We start from the raw sequence: 18,261 nt of genomic DNA, 5'->3' as shown, positions 1-18,261 counted from the left end.
TGTTAGGCCTGCCGCCAGCGTTCAATCTGAGCCATGATCAAACTCTTCAATTTAAGATTTTGTCGGCTCAATGAATACTGAATACATTACATAGTAATGTTGAATTGACTGTGCTGAATCTTACGATTCAATTGGTCACTCAGTTCATTGAAACCTAAGTTGCTTTGTTACGAGAACAAAGACTTAACTTTGATTTTCATCAACGAGTGCCCACACAGATTGATAGGTTTAAATTGTTAAAGAGCTTTGCTTGTCGAAGGTTTCTTCTCGAAGCGGAGGTGCATTCTAGCGAGATAACTGTCAGTGTCAAACACTTTTTCAATTTTTCTTTTTTAGAAGTCTTATCCTCTACTAACACCTGCTGAAGCCTTGCGACGTCTGCCGTGTCAGTGAGGCGGCATTATAGGGAGATGGATAAACTTAGCAAGCGAAAAAGGTGAAATTATTTAAAAAAAACGTTCGTTTGTTTAAATAAACAACGAACGTCATTTTATGTACTCTTCACCCTCAAGAAAGGAACAGGTTACTCACAAAATGCTGTGGATAACTATTCTTCGCTATCAAAGAAGTAAGAGATCCTTGAGCGTGGGTTTAAGTACTCCCTCACTTTATCTGGAAGTTTATGAGGCAGAATAGCATTAACGATTTTTATATCTTTATCAGCTAAGTCGATAATAGGAGCCTGAGTTCTAGGCACAGATGGATCGTAAATAAGGACATTGGGATATAAAAGGCTGTTCGCATTCACCGAAATTACCAGACCAACCATATCATTAGACAACTGCACAACTGTCCCCGGCGGAAACACCCCCATGAACTTAACTAAAATGTTCAAGTTTTCATTGTTATAAATGTGCTTACAGTTCTTATATAGATGAGAAAGAGCGACGTAAGGGATTTTTTGCTCACTTGGAACGTTCGGGTGACATAAATTATCAAATGCATTTGCCACTGCGATAACTTGAGCCAACTCGTCAATTTCATCACCTTTCAAACCTTGAGGGTAACCGGAACCATCAAGCAGCTCGTGATGTTGTTCAATTACTCTTCTCGCACTATCAGGAAACTCTTTAATGTTCTGCGAGATTTCCAATCCGTACTTGGTGTGCATTTTTAGGTAATTTCTCTCTGGTTCCGTTAAAGGCGTCTGCTTACGCACGATAGCTGTAGGAATTCGGATTTTACCGATGTCGTGAAAGAGAGAAGCAAAAGCGATCTCTTTTATTGTCTCGGCTGGATAACCTTTTGCTCGACCTATCATCATAGCTATGACTGATACGTTTAACGAATGGAAGTAAATGTCTTCAAACTCACTTTTACCATTCATCAGATGCAGAGTGACGCTATCATCACTAAGTAGCTTATCAACAATATCATCGACCAACTGAGCGGCCTCATCGACGGCGTCCATTGGTCGACTACGAATCTTGTTCATTACCGCACGCATACGAGCAAGAGAACGCTCGAATTCTTTTTCGCAACTGATCACCCGACGACGATAGGCACTAAGTTTTTCAATTCTGTTTTGTTTTTCCTGCCATAACTTATCCGCTTCATTGTTGATATCGCTTTCCACTTCATTTTCTTGCTCATCAACGGGATTAGTATTCGTTACAGGTGGAAGGGGTTGAGTGTCACTTTGACCTGGATTGAGAAACACATGCTGTATACCCAAGTGTTTAATCAAACGGATTTGTTCTTGGTCTTTAATCTTAAAACTATTAAATAAGAATGGATGCTCGTTCCACTTTACTGGCAAGCGTATATGTAACCCCGGTTGTAATCTATCGACAGTAATTTTTATACTCGCCACAATTTACTAAAACCTCTGATCCTATCTTTAGTTATCATTCTAGAAGATGAAGGTGACATTATCACCTGCTCTATCCAAAGTTAAAAGCAAGCCGCATAGTAACAAAAGTTGATTATCTCGACATATATTCAACGAATTACATTGAGTAATGTCATAACATAAATGAGAGTTGAGACGTAAAAATAGAAGAAGTTAAGCGAACAGCCACATCGTTAGCCACTCGCCTTATATAGCCGTCTGATTATCTAACACTAAACCGTTGCTTCTTTTTCTTCTTCACGTCGGTAAGAATATGTATCTTCGAAACGAGAAAGAATCCAATCACCTGCTGTAATTAATGGGTAGCCACCTTTACCTTGTTTCTCTTCAAGACACGAAGCTAGGGTCTCTACAGGAGTATCAAAATCCGGTTCAACAAAGAAAGGCATAGAAAAACGAGATTTACCCGATGTTGGGCTTGCCACTCTGTGTTTGGTTGAGCGATAGATGTCATTTGTCCAGCGCTGCATTAAATCTCCGATGTTCACGACAAACGCCCCATCAATTGGAGTGGCATCCATCCACTCATCTTGTTTATTCAGAACCTGCAATCCGCCACTCTGATCTTGGTATAGCAGAGTAATACAACCGTAATCAGTATGAGCACCCGCACCATTTGTCTCTTTAGATTGACTTGGATAGCTCAACATACGCAGAACAGAAATCGGCAGAGTAAAGCTTTTGGCAAAGAAGTTCTCATCTTCCCCCAAAGCTATTGCCATTGCTTTTAGGATTCTCAAACCAACATCGAGAGTCAAAGAATAATGTTGACTAACCGCCTGAGAGAATCCATCAATGTTAGGGTATTGGTTCGGTCCATATAAATTAGGGCAACGCTGGACTTGGGAATGATAAGGAGATAGGTCTAGCGCCATATCAAATGACTCTTTGCAATCCAGCTCACCTAAGGGATCAAGCTTTTCAGCACTCAACCTCCCCCACCCACGATGGTTATTGCTCTTCTCGATCGAAATCTTCTGCTTCTCTTCCTCTGGCAAGCTAAACAATAAATTGGCCATCGATTGAATATGGTCAAACTGCTGCTGAGGGATACCATGACCAACAACATAGAAGAAGCCAAGTTCACGACAAGCGCTATCTATCTGTTGGATAACTGGTTGCCAATCTTTTCTATTTTCAGAATTAAGCGGGGAAATATCGATAATCGGTAGCGTCATACTTTCTCCTTGTAGACAACTTTCTTATGTGAGCGACTTTTTATTTTGTAGCCCAAATAAGCAAAAAGCTGACCAAGTAGGCAAGTAACACAAATCCAGAACCAATAAGGCCTAGAGTAAGTACTGAATATTAGGAAGGAGAATTGTGCACTATATTGACGCATACCAATAAGAAGATGCACCAACACCTAGCCTGTTGCGGATAATTTTCTAGGAAAGCCATTTCCCTTGACGCAGATACAACAAAGCCCCGACTTTCGTCGAGGCTTTATCGTTTAAATATGGTACCGGTAGGCGGACTTGAACCGCCACGCCCGAAGGCAACGGATTTTGAATCCGTCGTGTATACCAATTTCACCATACCGGCATCTAGGCTATTGCCTTTGATGGTTGGCATTATACGGAAGAAACTATCGGGTGCAATAACAATATATTGAAAACAAAATCGTTTGCTGAATATTTCGCCATAAAAACTGAACCTGTGCACTGGCTCTCTTTTCAGCTAAGGTTGCAACCTATATTCTTGCGGCCATCTAATAAGGAATACTCGTTCGTTATGAATACTACTACTTTGCCACCCGCTGGCTTTTTTCGCCGTTTAGGCGCTTTAATTTATGATTCGTTGATCGTACTGGCCATTCTGATGATAGCTGGTGGCGTTGTCGTGGCATTAATGGAAGCTTTGGTTGCTGCTGGTTTAGTCAGCTACGCCCCCTATCAAGACGCCAGTGACCTATTAACAGGCCACCCTATTTGGAGCCCTGTTTACACGCTCTACCTTGCGCTAGCTTGGGTATCTTTCTTTGTTTATTTTTGGACACGAGCAGGACAAACACTCGGAATGAGAGCTTGGAAAATTGTTGTTCGCAATACCGACGGCAATAGAATCACAGTTACACAGGCGCTAATTAGACTGGCGACTGCATGTTTTGGCTTAGGCAATCTAACAGTTTTAATTGATCCTCAGAAACGCAGTTTTCAAGATATGTGGGCAAAAACTGAAGTGGTCGTGCTGCCAAAGGTTCGCTAATACCAATTCACGATATACAGACAATAAAAAAGGAAGGCTAAGTCTTCCTTTTTTATTTAGAGTTTTCTTCTTAACAACAACAGAGCAATGGTTAAGAAAACCAAACTTGGAGCTATAGCGCCAAACACAGGCGGTATGTGGTAAACCAAGCTCAGAGGTCCAAAGAATTCGCTGGAAATATAGAAGGTGAAACCTGCAATTACGCCAGACAAAATTCGAGCCCCCATTGTCACACTTCGTAATGGACCAAAAATAAATGAGAGCGCCATCAGCATCATTACTGCAATAGAAAACGGCTGAGAAATCTTACGCCAGAACGCCAGCTCATAACGGGATGAGTCTTGTTCTGATGCTTTAAGGTAGTGAACATAATCATAAAGCCCACTTAACGCTAACTCTTCTGGTTTTACCGTCACCACAGCCAACTTATCCGGTGCTAAAGCTGTTTTCCAGCGGTATTCTGGCAATGAATGTTTTGAAATTACGATGTCGTCATTCATATCTGTCACTACAACATCTTTCATTAACCAGTTATTTTCACCAATATAGTCCACTTGCTTTGCGTTATATACCTGACGCAATTGCTTGTTCTCATCAAAACGCCAAATGTTCATAGCGTAAAGTCGGTTGTCATTGATCTTACCGATAAAGATAAAATCGTTGGCATCTCTGGCCCAAACCCCCGTGCGAACAGATAAAATCTGTCCACCTGACGTTGCAAAAGAGCGCAAATCACGAGCCATTTTCTGCGCTTGTGGAGCTCCCCACTCCCCTAAAAGAGTAATAATGATCATCAGAGGGACAGCAGTCTTAAGCACTGATAAACCGATATCCAGTTTCGAGAAACCCGCCGCTTGCATAACCACAAGCTCCGAACTTGCAGCTAAAGCGCCTAAACCAATCAAAGCACCGAGTAACGCAGCCATCGGGAAGAACATTTCAATATCACGAGGCACACTAAGCACGACGAAAATCAGCGCCTGAAGTAAGTCATACGTCCCTTCGCCAACTTTACGCAGCTGTTCAACGTATTTGATAATTCCAGACAAACCGACAAAAGTAATCAGTACCAAGGTGCTCGTGGCTATGATTGTTCGTCCGATATACCAATCTAAAATCTTAAACACGACCTAAGCTACCCTTTTCTTTTGTTTGAATTTGTCTTTCAATTTTCTCACTGCAACACTGTCCATCAAGTTGGCCGTAATCGCCGCTATTAACAGAGCTGCATTTATCGGCCACATACCAACAATGGTAGGAATACTGCCATCTTCAATCGCCGATTTGGTCGCACTGATTGCCAAGAAGTAAGTGAGATAAATCAATATTGCCGGTCCCATTTTGGCAAACCGCCCTTGGCGCGGGTTAACGGCAGACAAAGGAACAACCAACATAGTTAACAATGGAATACAGACAACCAGAGAGATACGCCACTGAAGTTCAGCTTGTGCTTGTCTGCTCGAATTCTTCACCAACTCTAGCGTTGGAATTGCTTCCCAGTCACGACCACGTTCTTTTACTGCTCGCTGCCCTATCAAGCCTTCGTATTCATCAAACTTGGTGACCATATAATCAACACGAGTTGGTACGCCTTCGTAGCGAGTCCCTTCATACATGGTGATCACTTGTCGACCATCGCTTAACTCTTTGACGTTTCCATAGTTTGAAAACATCACGCTTGGAAGAATCGACTCACGCGGTGCCAGCTGTGCGACAAACACATTTGAAAGTTTGCGGTTTTCAATATTATCGATGAAAACTACTGAAGAACCGTCAGGAGAACGTTGAAACTGTCCTTTTTGCAATAAATCGACGCTATTTTCTGAAGCAAGTTGCTCCATCAAATGGGCTTCTTTGTCTTGGCTCCAAGGAGACAACCACATCGAGTTAAAAGCCGCCACACTTGCGGTAATAACAGCAAGATACAAGGCTGCGCGCACCAAGAATTTATTCCCGATACCCGTAGCATTCATGACTGTAATTTCACTTTCAGCGTATAAACGGCCAAAAGTAAGCAGAATCCCGATATAGAGACTCAAAGGCAGCATTAATAAACCCATTGCAGGCATGTTTAGACCAACAATGGATAAAATCATTCGAGCTGGAATTTCACCGTCGGAAGCATCAGCCAAAACGCGAATAAACTTTTGGCTTAAAAACACTAAAAAAAGTACGAAAAATATCGCAAATTGGCTCTTTAGTGTCTCGCGGATCAAATATCTAACAATAATCACGCTGAAATTACCTATACAAAACTTGTTTTTTTGATGGAATCACTATAATTTCTCGTTGAATCTTTTATTTTTTTAATTTTTGACTAACTGTTAGTACACTTAACAAAGATGTAATCCTGATAAGGATTCAACAAGTGTAGATGCATTATCTAACATTTAGTTCTATTTGTCTTCAAGATGTAGGAGTACGCATGGAGTTCAGTGTTAAAAGTGGTAGCCCTGAAAAACAACGCAGTGCATGTATTGTTGTTGGGGTATTCGAACCACGTCGCCTTTCTCCAGTCGCAGAACAGCTCGATAAAATCAGCGACGGCTATATTAGTTCACTACTTCGTCGTGGTGACCTAGAAGGTAAACCAGGTCAGATGCTTCTTCTGCATCAAGTACCAGGTGTTCTTTCTGAGCGCGTATTACTAGTTGGTTGCGGTAAAGAGCGCGAACTAGGTGAGCGACAATACAAAGAAATCATCCAAAAAACCATCAGTACTTTGAACGAAACAGGTTCAATGGAAGCGGTGTGCTTTTTGACTGAGTTACACGTAAAAGGTCGCGATACTTACTGGAAAGTTCGTCAAGCTGTAGAAGCAACCAAAGACGGTCTATACACCTTCGATCAGTTCAAAACAATCAAACCTGAAACTCGCCGTCCACTGCGTAAATTGGTATTTAACGTACCAACTCGTCGTGAATTAAGCCTAGGTGAGCGCGCAATTTCTCACGGTTTGGCTATTTCATCGGGTGTGAAAGCTTGTAAAGACTTGGGTAACATGCCACCAAACGTAGCAAACCCAGCTTACTTAGCTTCTCAAGCACGTCGTCTTGCTGATGATTACGAAACCGTAACGACTAAAATCATCGGTGAAGAAGAGATGGAAAAACTGGGTATGAGTTCATACCTCGCGGTTGGTCGTGGTTCTAAAAACGAATCCATGATGTCCATCATTGAGTACAAGGGTAACCCTGACTCAGAAGCAAAACCGATCGTTCTTGTGGGTAAAGGTCTGACTTTCGATTCAGGCGGTATTTCTCTTAAACCAGGCGAAGGCATGGATGAGATGAAGTACGACATGTGTGGCGCAGCTTCGGTATTTGGCACAATGAAAGCATTGGCAAAACTGAACCTACCGCTAAACGTTATCGGTGTACTGGCTGGCTGTGAAAACATGCCGGGTAGCAATGCTTACCGTCCTGGTGACATCTTAACGACTATGTCGGGTCAAACCGTTGAAGTACTGAACACAGATGCTGAAGGCCGTTTGGTTCTTTGTGATGCACTGACTTATGTTGAGCGCTTCGAACCTGACTGTGTTGTTGACGTAGCAACCCTAACTGGTGCATGTGTTATTGCCTTGGGTCACCACATCAGTGGCGTGGTATCAAACCACAACCCTCTAGCTCATGAACTTGTGAATGCTTCTGAGCAAGCAAGTGACCGTGCATGGCGTCTACCAATGGCTGACGAATACCATGAACAGCTAAAGAGCCCATTTGCTGATATGGCTAACATCGGTGGTCGTCCTGGTGGCGCAATTACCGCGGGTTGTTTCCTGTCTAAATTCGCTAAGAAATATAACTGGGCGCACCTAGATATCGCAGGTACCGCTTGGAAATCTGGTGCAGCGAAAGGTTCAACGGGACGTCCGGTCTCAATGCTTGTCCAATTCTTGCTAAACCGCAGTGGCCAAGAGACCGAGGAATAATCCTCATTGATAAAAAGGGCCGTAAGGCCCTTTTTTAGTAATACGGTTCTATACACAGAAACACTATGTCTACAGCAACGTTCTACATCGTCAAAGAAGATAGCTCACAAAACTCTGTACAAGGGTTCAATGATTACGTGGTTTATCTCTGCCAGCACTTTTCCCGTCAAGGCGCAAAAGTGTACCTACAATGTGGCGATAAAGCGCATGCTGAAAGAATTGCGGAATGCCTTTGGCAAGTGGAAGCGAATGATTTTGTTGCGCATAATCTAGTGGGAGAAGGTCCGAAATACGGCACTCATATTGAAATTGGGCATGTAGGCGTGAAACCTTCTTGGAATCGCCAACTGGTAATAAATTTGGCCGATAATCATACAACCTTTGCGAACGCCTTCACAGAGGTGGTAGACTTCGTCCCCTGCGAAGAAAAAGCAAAACAATTGGCGCGTGAACGTTACAAAATGTACCGCCAAGCCGGTTATCAGTTGCAGACAATTGAAATCCAGTATCCGTAACACCAACTGGATAAGAATACATGTTCATCCTTATAGTTAAGCTCTCTTGAAAAAGAGAACTCACTTATAGCGATAGACTTAAATTAACCATCAAAGTATCCATTTAAGAGCACTATGGAAAAGACATACAACCCAACATCAATCGAACAAGATCTGTATAAGACTTGGGAAGAAAAAGGCTACTTTAAGCCTCACGGTGACACATCAAAAGACGCATACAGCATCATGATCCCGCCACCGAACGTCACTGGTAGCCTTCACATGGGTCACGCATTCCAAGATACCATTATGGATACCTTGATTCGTTGCCAGCGCATGAAGGGCAAAAACACCCTTTGGCAAGTGGGTACAGACCACGCCGGTATCGCAACTCAAATGGTTGTTGAGCGTAAGATCGCTGCAGAAGAAGGCAAAACTAAGCACGATTACGGCCGTGATGCATTCATCGATAAAATTTGGGAATGGAAAAACGAGTCTGGTGGCACCATCACTAAGCAGCTTCGTCGCTTAGGTGCATCGGTTGACTGGGATCGTGAACGTTTCACTATGGATGACGGCTTCTACAAAGCGGTTCAGGAAGTGTTCGTTCGTCTATACAAAGATGATCTTATCTATCGTGGTAAACGTCTGGTTAACTGGGATCCAAAGCTGCACACAGCAATTTCTGATCTTGAAGTTGAAAACAAAGACGTTAAAGGCAACATGTGGCACTTCCGCTACCCTCTAGCTGATGGTGTTAAGACTGCTGACGGTAAAGACTACATTGTTGTTGCAACCACTCGTCCAGAAACCATGCTTGGTGATACGGGTGTTGCGGTAAACCCAGAAGATCCTCGTTACAAAGATCTTATCGGTAAAGAAATTATCCTTCCTATCGTTGGTCGTCGCATCCCTATCGTGGGTGACGAGCACGCCGATATGGAAAAAGGTACGGGTTGTGTGAAAATCACACCTGCGCACGACTTCAACGACTATGAAGTCGGTAAGCGCCACCAGCTACCAATGATCAACATCTTCACTTTTGATGCTAACGTGCGTAATGCTGCGGAAGTATTCAACTCAAACGGTGAAGCGAGCGAAGCATACAGCACTGAACTTCCAGCTAAATACCAAGGTATGGAGCGTTTTGCTGCACGTAAAGCTATCGTTGCTGAATTTGAAGAGCTTGGCTTACTAGACGAAATTAAAGATCACGATCTAACCGTTCCTTACGGTGACCGTGGTGGTGTAGTTATCGAACCAATGCTAACTGACCAATGGTACGTGCGCGCAGGTATTCTTGCCAAGCCAGCTGTTGAAGCGGTTGAAAACGGCGACATTCAGTTCGTACCTAAGCAATACGAAAACATGTACTTCTCTTGGATGCGTGATATTCAAGACTGGTGTATCTCTCGCCAACTATGGTGGGGTCACCGCATCCCAGCTTGGTATGACGCTGAAGGCAACGTATACGTAGGTCGTACTGAAGAAGAAGTTCGTGCAGACAACAATATCCCAGCGGATGTTGCACTAAACCAAGACGAAGACGTTCTGGACACTTGGTTCTCTTCTGCGCTTTGGACGTTCGGCACTCTTGGCTGGCCAGAGAAAACTGACGCACTGAAAGTATTCCACCCATCAGAAGTATTGGTGACAGGTTTTGACATCATCTTCTTCTGGGTTGCTCGTATGATCATGATGACTATGCACTTCATCAAAGATGAAGACGGCAAACCACAAGTACCATTTAAGACAGTTTACGTTACTGGCCTAATTCGTGACGAAAACGGCGACAAGATGTCGAAATCGAAAGGTAACGTGCTGGATCCTATCGATATGATCGATGGTATTGATCTTGAGTCACTAGTAACTAAGCGTACTGGTAACATGATGCAACCGCAACTTGCTGCGAAGATCGAGAAAAACACACGCAAAACATTCGAAAACGGTATCGAACCATACGGTACTGACGCACTACGCTTTACTCTAGCAGCAATGGCTTCAACAGGTCGCGATATCAACTGGGATATGAAGCGTCTTGAAGGTTACCGCAACTTCTGTAACAAACTATGGAACGCAAGCCGTTACGTAATGATGAATACAGAAGAGCAAGATTGTGGTTTCGCAGCAGGTGCAGAGCTTGAATACTCTCTAGCGGATAAGTGGATCGAGTCTCAATTTGAACTAGCAGCAAAAGCGTTCAACGAGCACATCGACAACTACCGTCTGGATATGGCAGCAAACACGCTGTACGAATTCATCTGGAACCAATTCTGTGACTGGTACCTAGAGCTGACTAAACCAGTATTGTGGAAAGGCACCGAAGCGCAGCAACGCGCAACACGTCGCACGCTAATCACAGTACTTGAGAAAACTCTGCGTCTGGCTCATCCAGTATTGCCATACATCACTGAAACTATCTGGCAAAGCATCAAGCCGCTAGTAGACGGTGTTGAAGGCGACACTATCATGCTACAGGCTCTACCTCAGTACGATGCTGCGAACTTCAACCAAGAAGCGCTAGATGACATCGAATGGGTGAAAACCTTTATTACTGCGATTCGTAACCTACGTGCAGAGTACGACATCAACCCAGGTAAACCGCTTGAAGTGATGTTGAAAGTTGCCAACGAGCAAGATGCTGCGCGTCTTGACGCGAACAAACAAGTACTGGTTTCTCTAGCGAAACTGGAAAGCGTTCGCGTGCTTGCAGCGGGTGAAACCACACCTGCATGTGCAACGGCACTGGTAGCGAAATCTGAGCTGATGATCCCAATGGCTGGTCTAATCGATAAAGATGCAGAATTGGCTCGTCTAGCGAAAGAAGTGGCGAAAACCGAAGGCGAAATCAAACGCATCGAAGGTAAGCTAGGTAACGAAGGTTTCGTTGCTAAAGCACCTGAGCAAGTTATTGCGAAAGAGCGTGAAAAGCTTGAAGGTTACAAAGATACTCTAGCGAAGCTAGAAGAGCAGAAAGCAACTATTGCTGCACTTTAATCTAAGCTAACAACCAAACTAAAAAGGCAGCCTAGGCTGCCTTTTGTTTATCTATTAGCTCTAAGCCACTCGTATTAATTCTAAACCACTCGGTTTTGCTCTGTTCCTGCAACGAATGCTTCAATGTTATTCATCAGAATCTTTGCTAACTGACTGATGGCAGAATCACTGCCCCACGCGACATGAGGTGTCAGTAGTAAGTTTGGCAGATCCATATTTGCTAACAGCGGATTATCAATATCAGCCGGCTCTTGAGTAAATACGTCCACACCTGCCCCTGCAATTTGACGCTTCTTCAGCGCATCCACCAACGCGAGTTCATCAACCAATCCACCGCGACCGGTGTTAATCAGAATCGCATTAGGCTTCATCTGGGCAAACTCTTGCTGCGAAATAGTATTTCGAGTGGCTTCGCTCAGAGGGCAATGCAGCGAAATCACATCTGACTGCTGCAATACTTTTTCAAATGACAGGTATCCTTCGCGGCAATCAGAAGCCCCTTTACGTTCAGCGTAAACAACATTCATACCTAGCGCTTTCGCCAGCTCAGCCGTTGCCTTACCTAAGGCTCCACCGCCAATAATGCCCATTGTTGAGCCCGCGATATCACCAATAGGATGGGTGAAGAAACAGAACTGCTTATTACGCTGCCATTCTCCAGCAGCGATATCATGGTGATAGCCCATCAGATTACGGCGAAGGGCAAACATCATTCCAATAACATGCTCTGGTACAGAACGAGTGGCATACCCTTGAACATTACTAACCGCGATGCTGTTGGCTCGGCAATACTCAATATCTACGTTATTCACACCAGTGGCTGAAACCGCAATCAGCTTAAGATTTGGTAGCTGCGCCAATACATCACCAGTGAGGACGACTTTGTTAGTTATGACGATATCTGCGTTGTAAATGCGCTCAAATACCTGTTCTGGGCTGGTAAAGTCGTATTCTTGCCACTCATGTTCTACGGTAAGGCGAGGTAACTCGATATGCTTGGGAATGGTTGCACGATCTAGGAAGACAATTTTTGGGGCTGACATAGTTTCTCCTTTATTACCCTTTCTCGTTGAACTTGCAGCGATCTAGCCTGCAAGACCAACGAGTTAGGGTAGCTACCTAGATTTAAGTTTTAGGTAGCGTTTTATAATCCGGCAATTTTCTCTCAGGATCGAAGTGCTGCAAAATTTCTTCCTGTGCTTCGGGATAAAAATCACAAGGTACAAAAATACTTCGTAGCCAGTGGCTGCGAGGGTGATAGAAACTCAACTCAGCAGCGTGTAGCTCCAAGCGGTCGGTATAATCAATGGCTTCTTGAGGCGCATAAAACTCGTCGCCAACAATAGGGTGGCCTAATGCCATCATATGAACGCGCAATTGATGAGAACGACCAGTGATAGGAAGCAAACGCACAACTGTGGTTTTTTCTTCACGCTTAACCACATGGAACATAGTTTGTGACGGTTTACCGTTTTCAAAGCAAACCATCTGTTTAGGACGATTTGGCCAGTCGCAAATCAATGGAAGGTCAATCATGCCTTCGTCCTGCTCAACAATACCCCACACGCGGGCGTAATAGATTTTATGCGTCAGGCGATATTGGAACTGCTTTTTCAATGCCGATTCCATATAGGTGTTTTTGCCAAACAGCATCAAACCGGATGTCGACATATCTAAACGATGCACGACTTTCACGTCTGGGTATTGTTCAACGAGGCGACTCCACATGCTGTCATAGTGCTCTTCCAGTCTCCCCGGAACAGACAGCAATCCAGACGGTTTATTAACCGCAATAATGTAGTCATCCTCATATACCACATCAATCCACGGATCCGTTGGTGGGTGGTATTCAGTCATCGCCATGAAAGTCATCTCAAATAAAAAAATCGCCGCATTATAACAGCTAAACAGCCCACTGTTAGCTGCAAAATGGCGTAACTATTTGCACACCAAATGTTTCAACCATACGGAATACGAAAAAATATGCTAATGGTTTGTAAATATAAATTGACACAAAAAGCAGCTGTGATATTGATGTGTAGTATTGACATTAAAGTCATCCTGACCAGTTCAACTGGCGGGCTATAAAAATATATTGAACACAACATCATAATTCTAAGGAATAACAAGAATGGAAAACGCCGTATCATATCCATCAGAACAACGGCTATCTTTATCTCAATTACTACGCTCTTTAGGGCCAGGGATAATGATGGCTGCCGCGGCTGTTGGTGGCTCACATCTCGTTGCATCAACCAAAGCTGGCGCTATTTATGGCTGGCAATTAGCGATACTGATTCTGCTGGTAAACTTATTTAAATACCCATTTTTTAAAGCAGGTGTTCAGTACACCATGGGCACAGGTGAAAGCCTTGTCGAAGGTTATGCCAAGCTCGGAAAACCTTACCTATGGGTATTCACAATCCTTGCTGTATTCTCCGCAGTAGTAAACACAGCGGCGCTTCTGATGTTCAGCGCGAGTTTACTTGGCTACTTCGTTCCGTTTGATCTTTCGCTTCCTGTGTTATGCGGCATTGTATTAGTCACCTGCTTAGTGATTCTTTTTGCTGGTCATTACAAGGCATTGGACACGCTTTCTAAAGTGATCATGGCAGTGCTGACCATTGCAACATTGCTGGCTGTTGTCATTGCAGCGGCAAACGCTGCGCCGGTTAGCGCTGTCGCTGCTGAAACACCTTCTCCATGGACGATCGCTGCGATTGGTTTCCTAGTGGTAACAATGGGCTGGATGCCAGCACCAATTGAAATTTCAAGCCTGACTTCTGTATGGCTGAAATCTCAATGCCGCCATCAAAAAGTAACAGCCCAATCTGCACTGTTTGACTTCAACGTTGGTTACATCGGTACTGCTATTCTAGCGGTTGTGTTCCTAGCACTCGGTGCATTGGTATTGAACGGTACTGGTGTGGAACTATCAAAATCAGGCATTGGTTTCTCGCATCAGCTTGTGGGTCTCTACGCGTCAACCATCGGTGAATGGTCTCGCTACCTAATCGCGGTTATCGCTTTCTTCTGTATCTTCGGTAGTACGATTACGGTTATTGATGGCTACTCACGTGTAATCGCAGAATCACAACGCTTGATCAAAGAAGACAAAGAGCAAAGCCCGAAAGTTCTACAAACATGGATGATTGTGGTTTCTGCAGCTTCGTTAGCAATTATTGTGTTCTACGCGTCAGCGTTACTACCAATGCTGGACTTCGCAATGGTCATGGCGTTTATGACGACACCAATATTCGCTCTACTGAACTACATCCTAGTCACTAAAACTGTACTGCCAAAAGAGCTAGCGGTTGGCCCGAAACTGAAAGCACTGTCTATCTTGGGTCTGGTGTACCTGTTTGGATTCCTAGCACTGTTCATCTGGTGGAAGTGGATTATGTAATTTAGCCAGCGCCTTAAATTTCAAGTCGTATGGATAAAGTACCCATAGATAAACAAAAGGCCTTCAGATGAAGGCCTTTTTACTATTTAGTGTTTATTGCTCAGCTTATTACTACTGAAAAGTGCTGCTTAGTTGTGTGCAACCACAATCAGACGAAGCGAATCTAGCTGATATTGCGCTTGAGTGATGTAGCCAGACAGCTCATTAATTTGCTGCTCTATGACTTCAATCTCTTCATCACGAATGTTCGGGTTGACCGCTTTCAGCGCCTGTAAACGTTCCAGTTCAGAGTTTAAGCTGTGCTCCATCTCTTTCTGTGCTTGTTCACGAATCGCTTTCACCTCTTCAACGGCAAAGGCTTCACTTGCCGTGATCAGGCGATGTACATCATTTTGTACACTGCTAACCAGTTTGCTCGCCAAATGACGATTCACAGGGCTTAACTGACGGTTAAAGCCTTCAAACTCAACTTGGCTTGAAAGGTTATTACCGCGAGCATCCAACAGAATACGAATCGGTGTTTGCGGTAAGAAACGAGAAATGCCGCTGCGCTTAGGTGCCTGAGCATCCACTAGGTACACCAGCTCCAACAAAATTGTACCCACAGGCAAAGATTTGTTCTTCAGCAGAGATACCGCAGACGTACCCACACCTTCACTCATCAGCAGATCAATACCACCTTGGATCATTGGGTGTTCCCAACTGATAAAGTGCATATCTTCACGCGACAAAGCAGTATCGCGATCAAAAGTGATCGTCGCACCCTCGTAAGGCAAACCTGGGTAGCTTGGCACCATCATATGTTCGGATGGCGTTACCACAAGCGCATTTTCACCGTGGTCATCTTGATTCAAACCAATAGTATCAAACAGGCTTAGAGCAAAAGTCACTAGGTTAGTATCACCGTCTGTCGCAGCAATCTTCTCTGCGATTTCCAACGATTTTTCACCGCCATTCGAATGCATTTCTAGCAGACGATCGCGACCATGCTCTAACTGAGATTTCAGCGTTTTGTTCATTTTCGCTGACTCTTCAATGATCTCATCCAGATCATCACCGCCACCAGCAGCCAATACAGGAACTAAGCGTGATACAAATGCATCATAAACCGCTCGACCCGTCGGACACGTTTCAGCAAAAGCATTTAAACCTTCATCGTACCAACGAGCCAAAATACCTTGCGATGTACCTTCTAGGTAAGGAACAAAAATATCAATGTCACGCTGCTGACCGATACGATCCAAACGACCGATACGCTGCTCAAGCAAGTCAGGGTTAAACGGCAGGTCAAACATCACCAACTGACTAGCAAACTGGAAGTTACGACCTTCTGAACCGATTTCACTACAGATAAGAACCTGCGCACCACCCTCTTCTTGGGCGAAATACGCAGCCGCTTTATCACGCTCGATGATCGACATTCCTTCATGGAATACCGTTGCACGAATACCTTCACGCTCGCGAAGCGCTTGCTCAAGTTGCAATGCAGTGCTGGCACGCGACGCAATGACAAGGATTTTATCGCTGCGTTTTGCTTTTACTTTTTCAATCAGCCAGTTAACACGTGAATCAAACTGCCACCAACTTGAGTTTTCGCCTTCAAACTCTTGGAAGATCTCTTCTGGATAGAGCATCTTCATCGCGCGAGCTTCAGGAGTGATCTTGCCACCAATCAATCCTGACACGCGCATAGACGTCTCATACTGAGATGGAATTGGCATCGGCATCAAATGCACATTACGTGTTGGGAAACCTTTCACCGCTGCACGTGTATTTCTAAACAGAACACGACCAGTTCCGTGACGATCCATTAAGTTATCAACCAACTCTTGGCTAGCAGAAGCTTTCTCTTCATCACTTGCCTGACTTTCCAGCACACGGAATAGCGGCTCAACGTCTTGCTCAGAGAGCAGTTCAGTTATTTGGTTTTTCGCATCATCAGTCAACTTCTGACCAGAAAGCAGTGCGCTTACCGCATCGGCAACTGGCGCATACTGTTCTTCTTCCTGAACAAAGGCTTCGTAATCATAGAAACGATCTGAATCCAGCAGACGTAGACGTGCAAAGTGACTCTCGCGGCCAAGCTGCTCAGGTGTTGCAGTTAGAAGAAGCACACCCGGTGTACGTTCAGCTAAACCTTCAATCACTTGGTATTCACGGCTCGGATTGTCCTGAGACCACTCAAGGTGGTGCGCTTCATCGACAACCAACAAGTCCCATTCAGCTTCTAATGCTTGTTCAAAACGCTGACGACTCTTGCGTAAAAAGCCCAGCGAACATAATACGTATTGTTGAGTTTCAAATGGGTTGTCGGCTTCAGCAAACGCCTCAACACAGCGTTCTTCATCAAAGATAGAGAAATGCAGGTTAAAGCGGCGCATCATCTCCACCAGCCATTGGTGTTGCAGTGTTTCAGGAACCACAATCAGAATGCGTTCTGCACGACCAGAAAGTACCTGTTGGTGGATGATCATGCCTGCTTCAATGGTTTTACCCAAACCCACTTCATCAGCCAGCAAAACACGCGGCGCATAGCGGCGACCCACTTCATGAGCAATGTAGAGCTGGTGAGGAATCAAACCTGCTCGCATACCACACAAGCCGCGCATTGGGCTCTTGTGTTGCTGAAACTGGTTAGTCAAAGAGCGGTAGCGCAACACGAAGTTATCCATGCGATCAATTTGACCTGCGAATAACTTGTCTTGTGGCTTGTTGAATCGAATTTGGTTGCTCAGGAAGATTTCACGTAGAGCCACACCTGACTCTTGCGAATCTTCACGAGTTCCGAGGTAGGTAAGCAAGCCCTGATCTTCAACCACTTGCTCAACTTTGAGTGACCAGCCTTCTTGGCTATCAATAACGTCGCCGACATTAAATGTCACTCGTGTTACCGGAGCGTCATTGCGAGCATACACTCGGTTTTCTTCTGACGCTGCAAACATAAGAGTAACAGTTCGCGCATCCATTGCTACGACGGTACCTAAACCTAAATCGCTTTCCGTATCGCTAATCCAGCGTTGCCCCAAAGCAAAAGTCATTAATCGACTACCTCATCAATTTGGATTGGATAATTATAAGTAGAAATCTGCCACATAGAGAATTCAGCTCCTAATTATGATCGCTTTAGGAGGGTGCAGCAGAAAAAGGTCGCTAATCTTACTTGATGGCGTGATACAGGTCACGTTGATTCCCAGCATTTTTTCTTCAAATGTCAGATGACATCAAACTGTAAGAAACCAGTGGCATTTCTTAGATAAGACGTTGCTATACTCAACTCAGATAAACAGATAAAACCGAGTGAAAATTTGGCACAAAGTCTGCTTATCAAAACAGTGAGTATCAACTCGGGTTTGCAGTAAGTCGCAATAGA

The 18,261-nt window shown here is 44.3% G+C and carries 12 protein-coding genes and 1 tRNA gene; 5 read left to right on the top strand and 8 right to left on the bottom strand.

Annotated features, from left to right (window positions below; all coding sequences use genetic code 11):
• Positions 1-547: 547 nt before the first annotated feature.
• The 3 genes from HKI82_RS14490 to HKI82_RS14480 all read right to left on the bottom strand — a co-directional run bounded on the left by HKI82_RS14490 (position 548) and on the right by HKI82_RS14480 (position 3,397).
• Positions 548-1,813, bottom strand: a complete 1,266-nt coding sequence (locus HKI82_RS14490) for a cyclic di-GMP phosphodiesterase (RefSeq protein ID WP_102941097.1) — start codon at positions 1,811-1,813, stop codon at positions 548-550.
• A 251-nt stretch (positions 1,814-2,064) separates the two neighbouring features.
• The gene (locus tag HKI82_RS14485; protein ID WP_171138388.1) at positions 2,065-3,030 is read right to left on the bottom strand and encodes an isopenicillin N synthase family dioxygenase; all 966 of its coding nucleotides are present in this window, start codon (positions 3,028-3,030) and stop codon (positions 2,065-2,067) included.
• A 282-nt stretch (positions 3,031-3,312) separates the two neighbouring features.
• Positions 3,313-3,397: transfer RNA gene (locus HKI82_RS14480), tRNA-Leu, on the bottom strand.
• A 189-nt stretch (positions 3,398-3,586) separates the two neighbouring features.
• Between HKI82_RS14480 and HKI82_RS14475 the strand changes: the two genes are divergently transcribed.
• Positions 3,587-4,060: an RDD family protein gene (locus tag HKI82_RS14475; protein ID WP_102941099.1), complete on the top strand. Its 474-nt coding sequence runs from the start codon at positions 3,587-3,589 to the stop codon at positions 4,058-4,060.
• A 56-nt stretch (positions 4,061-4,116) separates the two neighbouring features.
• On the opposite strand, the gene lptG is transcribed toward HKI82_RS14475, so the two are convergent.
• The gene (lptG, locus tag HKI82_RS14470) at positions 4,117-5,187 is read right to left on the bottom strand and encodes an LPS export ABC transporter permease LptG (protein WP_171138387.1); all 1,071 of its coding nucleotides are present in this window, start codon (positions 5,185-5,187) and stop codon (positions 4,117-4,119) included.
• Between the two features lie 3 nt (positions 5,188-5,190).
• On the bottom strand, positions 5,191-6,294 hold the full coding sequence (gene lptF / locus HKI82_RS14465) for an LPS export ABC transporter permease LptF (protein WP_102941101.1): 1,104 nt from the start codon (positions 6,292-6,294) through the stop codon (positions 5,191-5,193).
• 191 nt (positions 6,295-6,485) lie between these two features.
• Here lptF and pepA point away from each other — a divergent pair, with 191 nt between their 5' ends.
• The 3 genes from pepA (at position 6,486) to HKI82_RS14450 (ending at position 11,485) form a co-directional block, all read left to right on the top strand.
• The gene (pepA, locus tag HKI82_RS14460) at positions 6,486-7,994 is read left to right on the top strand and encodes a leucyl aminopeptidase (RefSeq protein ID WP_102941102.1); all 1,509 of its coding nucleotides are present in this window, start codon (positions 6,486-6,488) and stop codon (positions 7,992-7,994) included.
• Between the two features lie 65 nt (positions 7,995-8,059).
• Positions 8,060-8,509 carry a DNA polymerase III subunit chi gene (locus tag HKI82_RS14455; protein ID WP_171138386.1) on the top strand — a complete coding sequence of 150 codons (450 nt, stop codon included), beginning with the start codon at positions 8,060-8,062 and terminating at the stop codon, positions 8,507-8,509.
• A 114-nt stretch (positions 8,510-8,623) separates the two neighbouring features.
• Positions 8,624-11,485, top strand: a complete 2,862-nt coding sequence (locus HKI82_RS14450) for a valine--tRNA ligase (RefSeq protein ID WP_171138385.1) — start codon at positions 8,624-8,626, stop codon at positions 11,483-11,485.
• 80 nt (positions 11,486-11,565) lie between these two features.
• Here the strand turns inward: HKI82_RS14450 and HKI82_RS14445 are convergent, their stop codons facing one another.
• Both HKI82_RS14445 and HKI82_RS14440 read right to left on the bottom strand, forming a co-directional pair.
• Positions 11,566-12,528 (bottom strand): D-2-hydroxyacid dehydrogenase, encoded by a 963-nt coding sequence (locus HKI82_RS14445; RefSeq protein ID WP_171138384.1) that lies wholly within the window; start codon positions 12,526-12,528, stop codon positions 11,566-11,568.
• An 82-nt stretch (positions 12,529-12,610) separates the two neighbouring features.
• Positions 12,611-13,348 carry a pseudouridine synthase gene (locus HKI82_RS14440; RefSeq protein ID WP_042485391.1) on the bottom strand — a complete coding sequence of 246 codons (738 nt, stop codon included), beginning with the start codon at positions 13,346-13,348 and terminating at the stop codon, positions 12,611-12,613.
• 268 nt (positions 13,349-13,616) lie between these two features.
• Between HKI82_RS14440 and HKI82_RS14435 the strand changes: the two genes are divergently transcribed.
• Positions 13,617-14,891, top strand: coding sequence for an Nramp family divalent metal transporter (locus HKI82_RS14435; RefSeq protein WP_171138383.1), 1,275 nt, complete (start codon positions 13,617-13,619; stop codon positions 14,889-14,891).
• Positions 14,892-15,019: 128 nt separating this feature from the next.
• On the opposite strand, the gene rapA is transcribed toward HKI82_RS14435, so the two are convergent.
• A complete protein-coding gene (gene rapA, locus HKI82_RS14430) occupies positions 15,020-17,929 on the bottom strand; it encodes an RNA polymerase-associated protein RapA (protein WP_171138382.1) in 2,910 nt (969 codons plus the stop codon).
• Positions 17,930-18,261 lie beyond the last annotated feature (332 nt).

The sequence above is a fragment of the Vibrio plantisponsor genome (assembly GCF_013041605.1).
GTDB classification, from domain to species: domain Bacteria; phylum Pseudomonadota; class Gammaproteobacteria; order Enterobacterales; family Vibrionaceae; genus Vibrio; species Vibrio plantisponsor.
Note: the sequence above shows the minus strand (reverse complement) of the source record. Positions and strands in the feature narration are given on the sequence as shown.

What these genes read in the sequence shown, in the direction of transcription:
- HKI82_RS14485 (WP_171138388.1), bottom strand. Translation starts at nt 3,030, where the DNA reads ATGACGCTACCGATTATCGATATTTCCCCGCTTAATTCTGAAAATAGA.
- HKI82_RS14475 (WP_102941099.1), top strand. Translation starts at nt 3,587, where the DNA reads ATGAATACTACTACTTTGCCACCCGCTGGCTTTTTTCGCCGTTTAGGC.
- pepA (WP_102941102.1), top strand. Translation starts at nt 6,486, where the DNA reads ATGGAGTTCAGTGTTAAAAGTGGTAGCCCTGAAAAACAACGCAGTGCA.
- HKI82_RS14455 (WP_171138386.1), top strand. Translation starts at nt 8,060, where the DNA reads ATGTCTACAGCAACGTTCTACATCGTCAAAGAAGATAGCTCACAAAAC.
- HKI82_RS14450 (WP_171138385.1), top strand. Translation starts at nt 8,624, where the DNA reads ATGGAAAAGACATACAACCCAACATCAATCGAACAAGATCTGTATAAG.
- HKI82_RS14445 (WP_171138384.1), bottom strand. Translation starts at nt 12,528, where the DNA reads ATGTCAGCCCCAAAAATTGTCTTCCTAGATCGTGCAACCATTCCCAAG.
- HKI82_RS14440 (WP_042485391.1), bottom strand. Translation starts at nt 13,348, where the DNA reads ATGGCGATGACTGAATACCACCCACCAACGGATCCGTGGATTGATGTG.
- HKI82_RS14435 (WP_171138383.1), top strand. Translation starts at nt 13,617, where the DNA reads ATGGAAAACGCCGTATCATATCCATCAGAACAACGGCTATCTTTATCT.
- rapA (WP_171138382.1), bottom strand. Translation starts at nt 17,929, where the DNA reads ATGACTTTTGCTTTGGGGCAACGCTGGATTAGCGATACGGAAAGCGAT.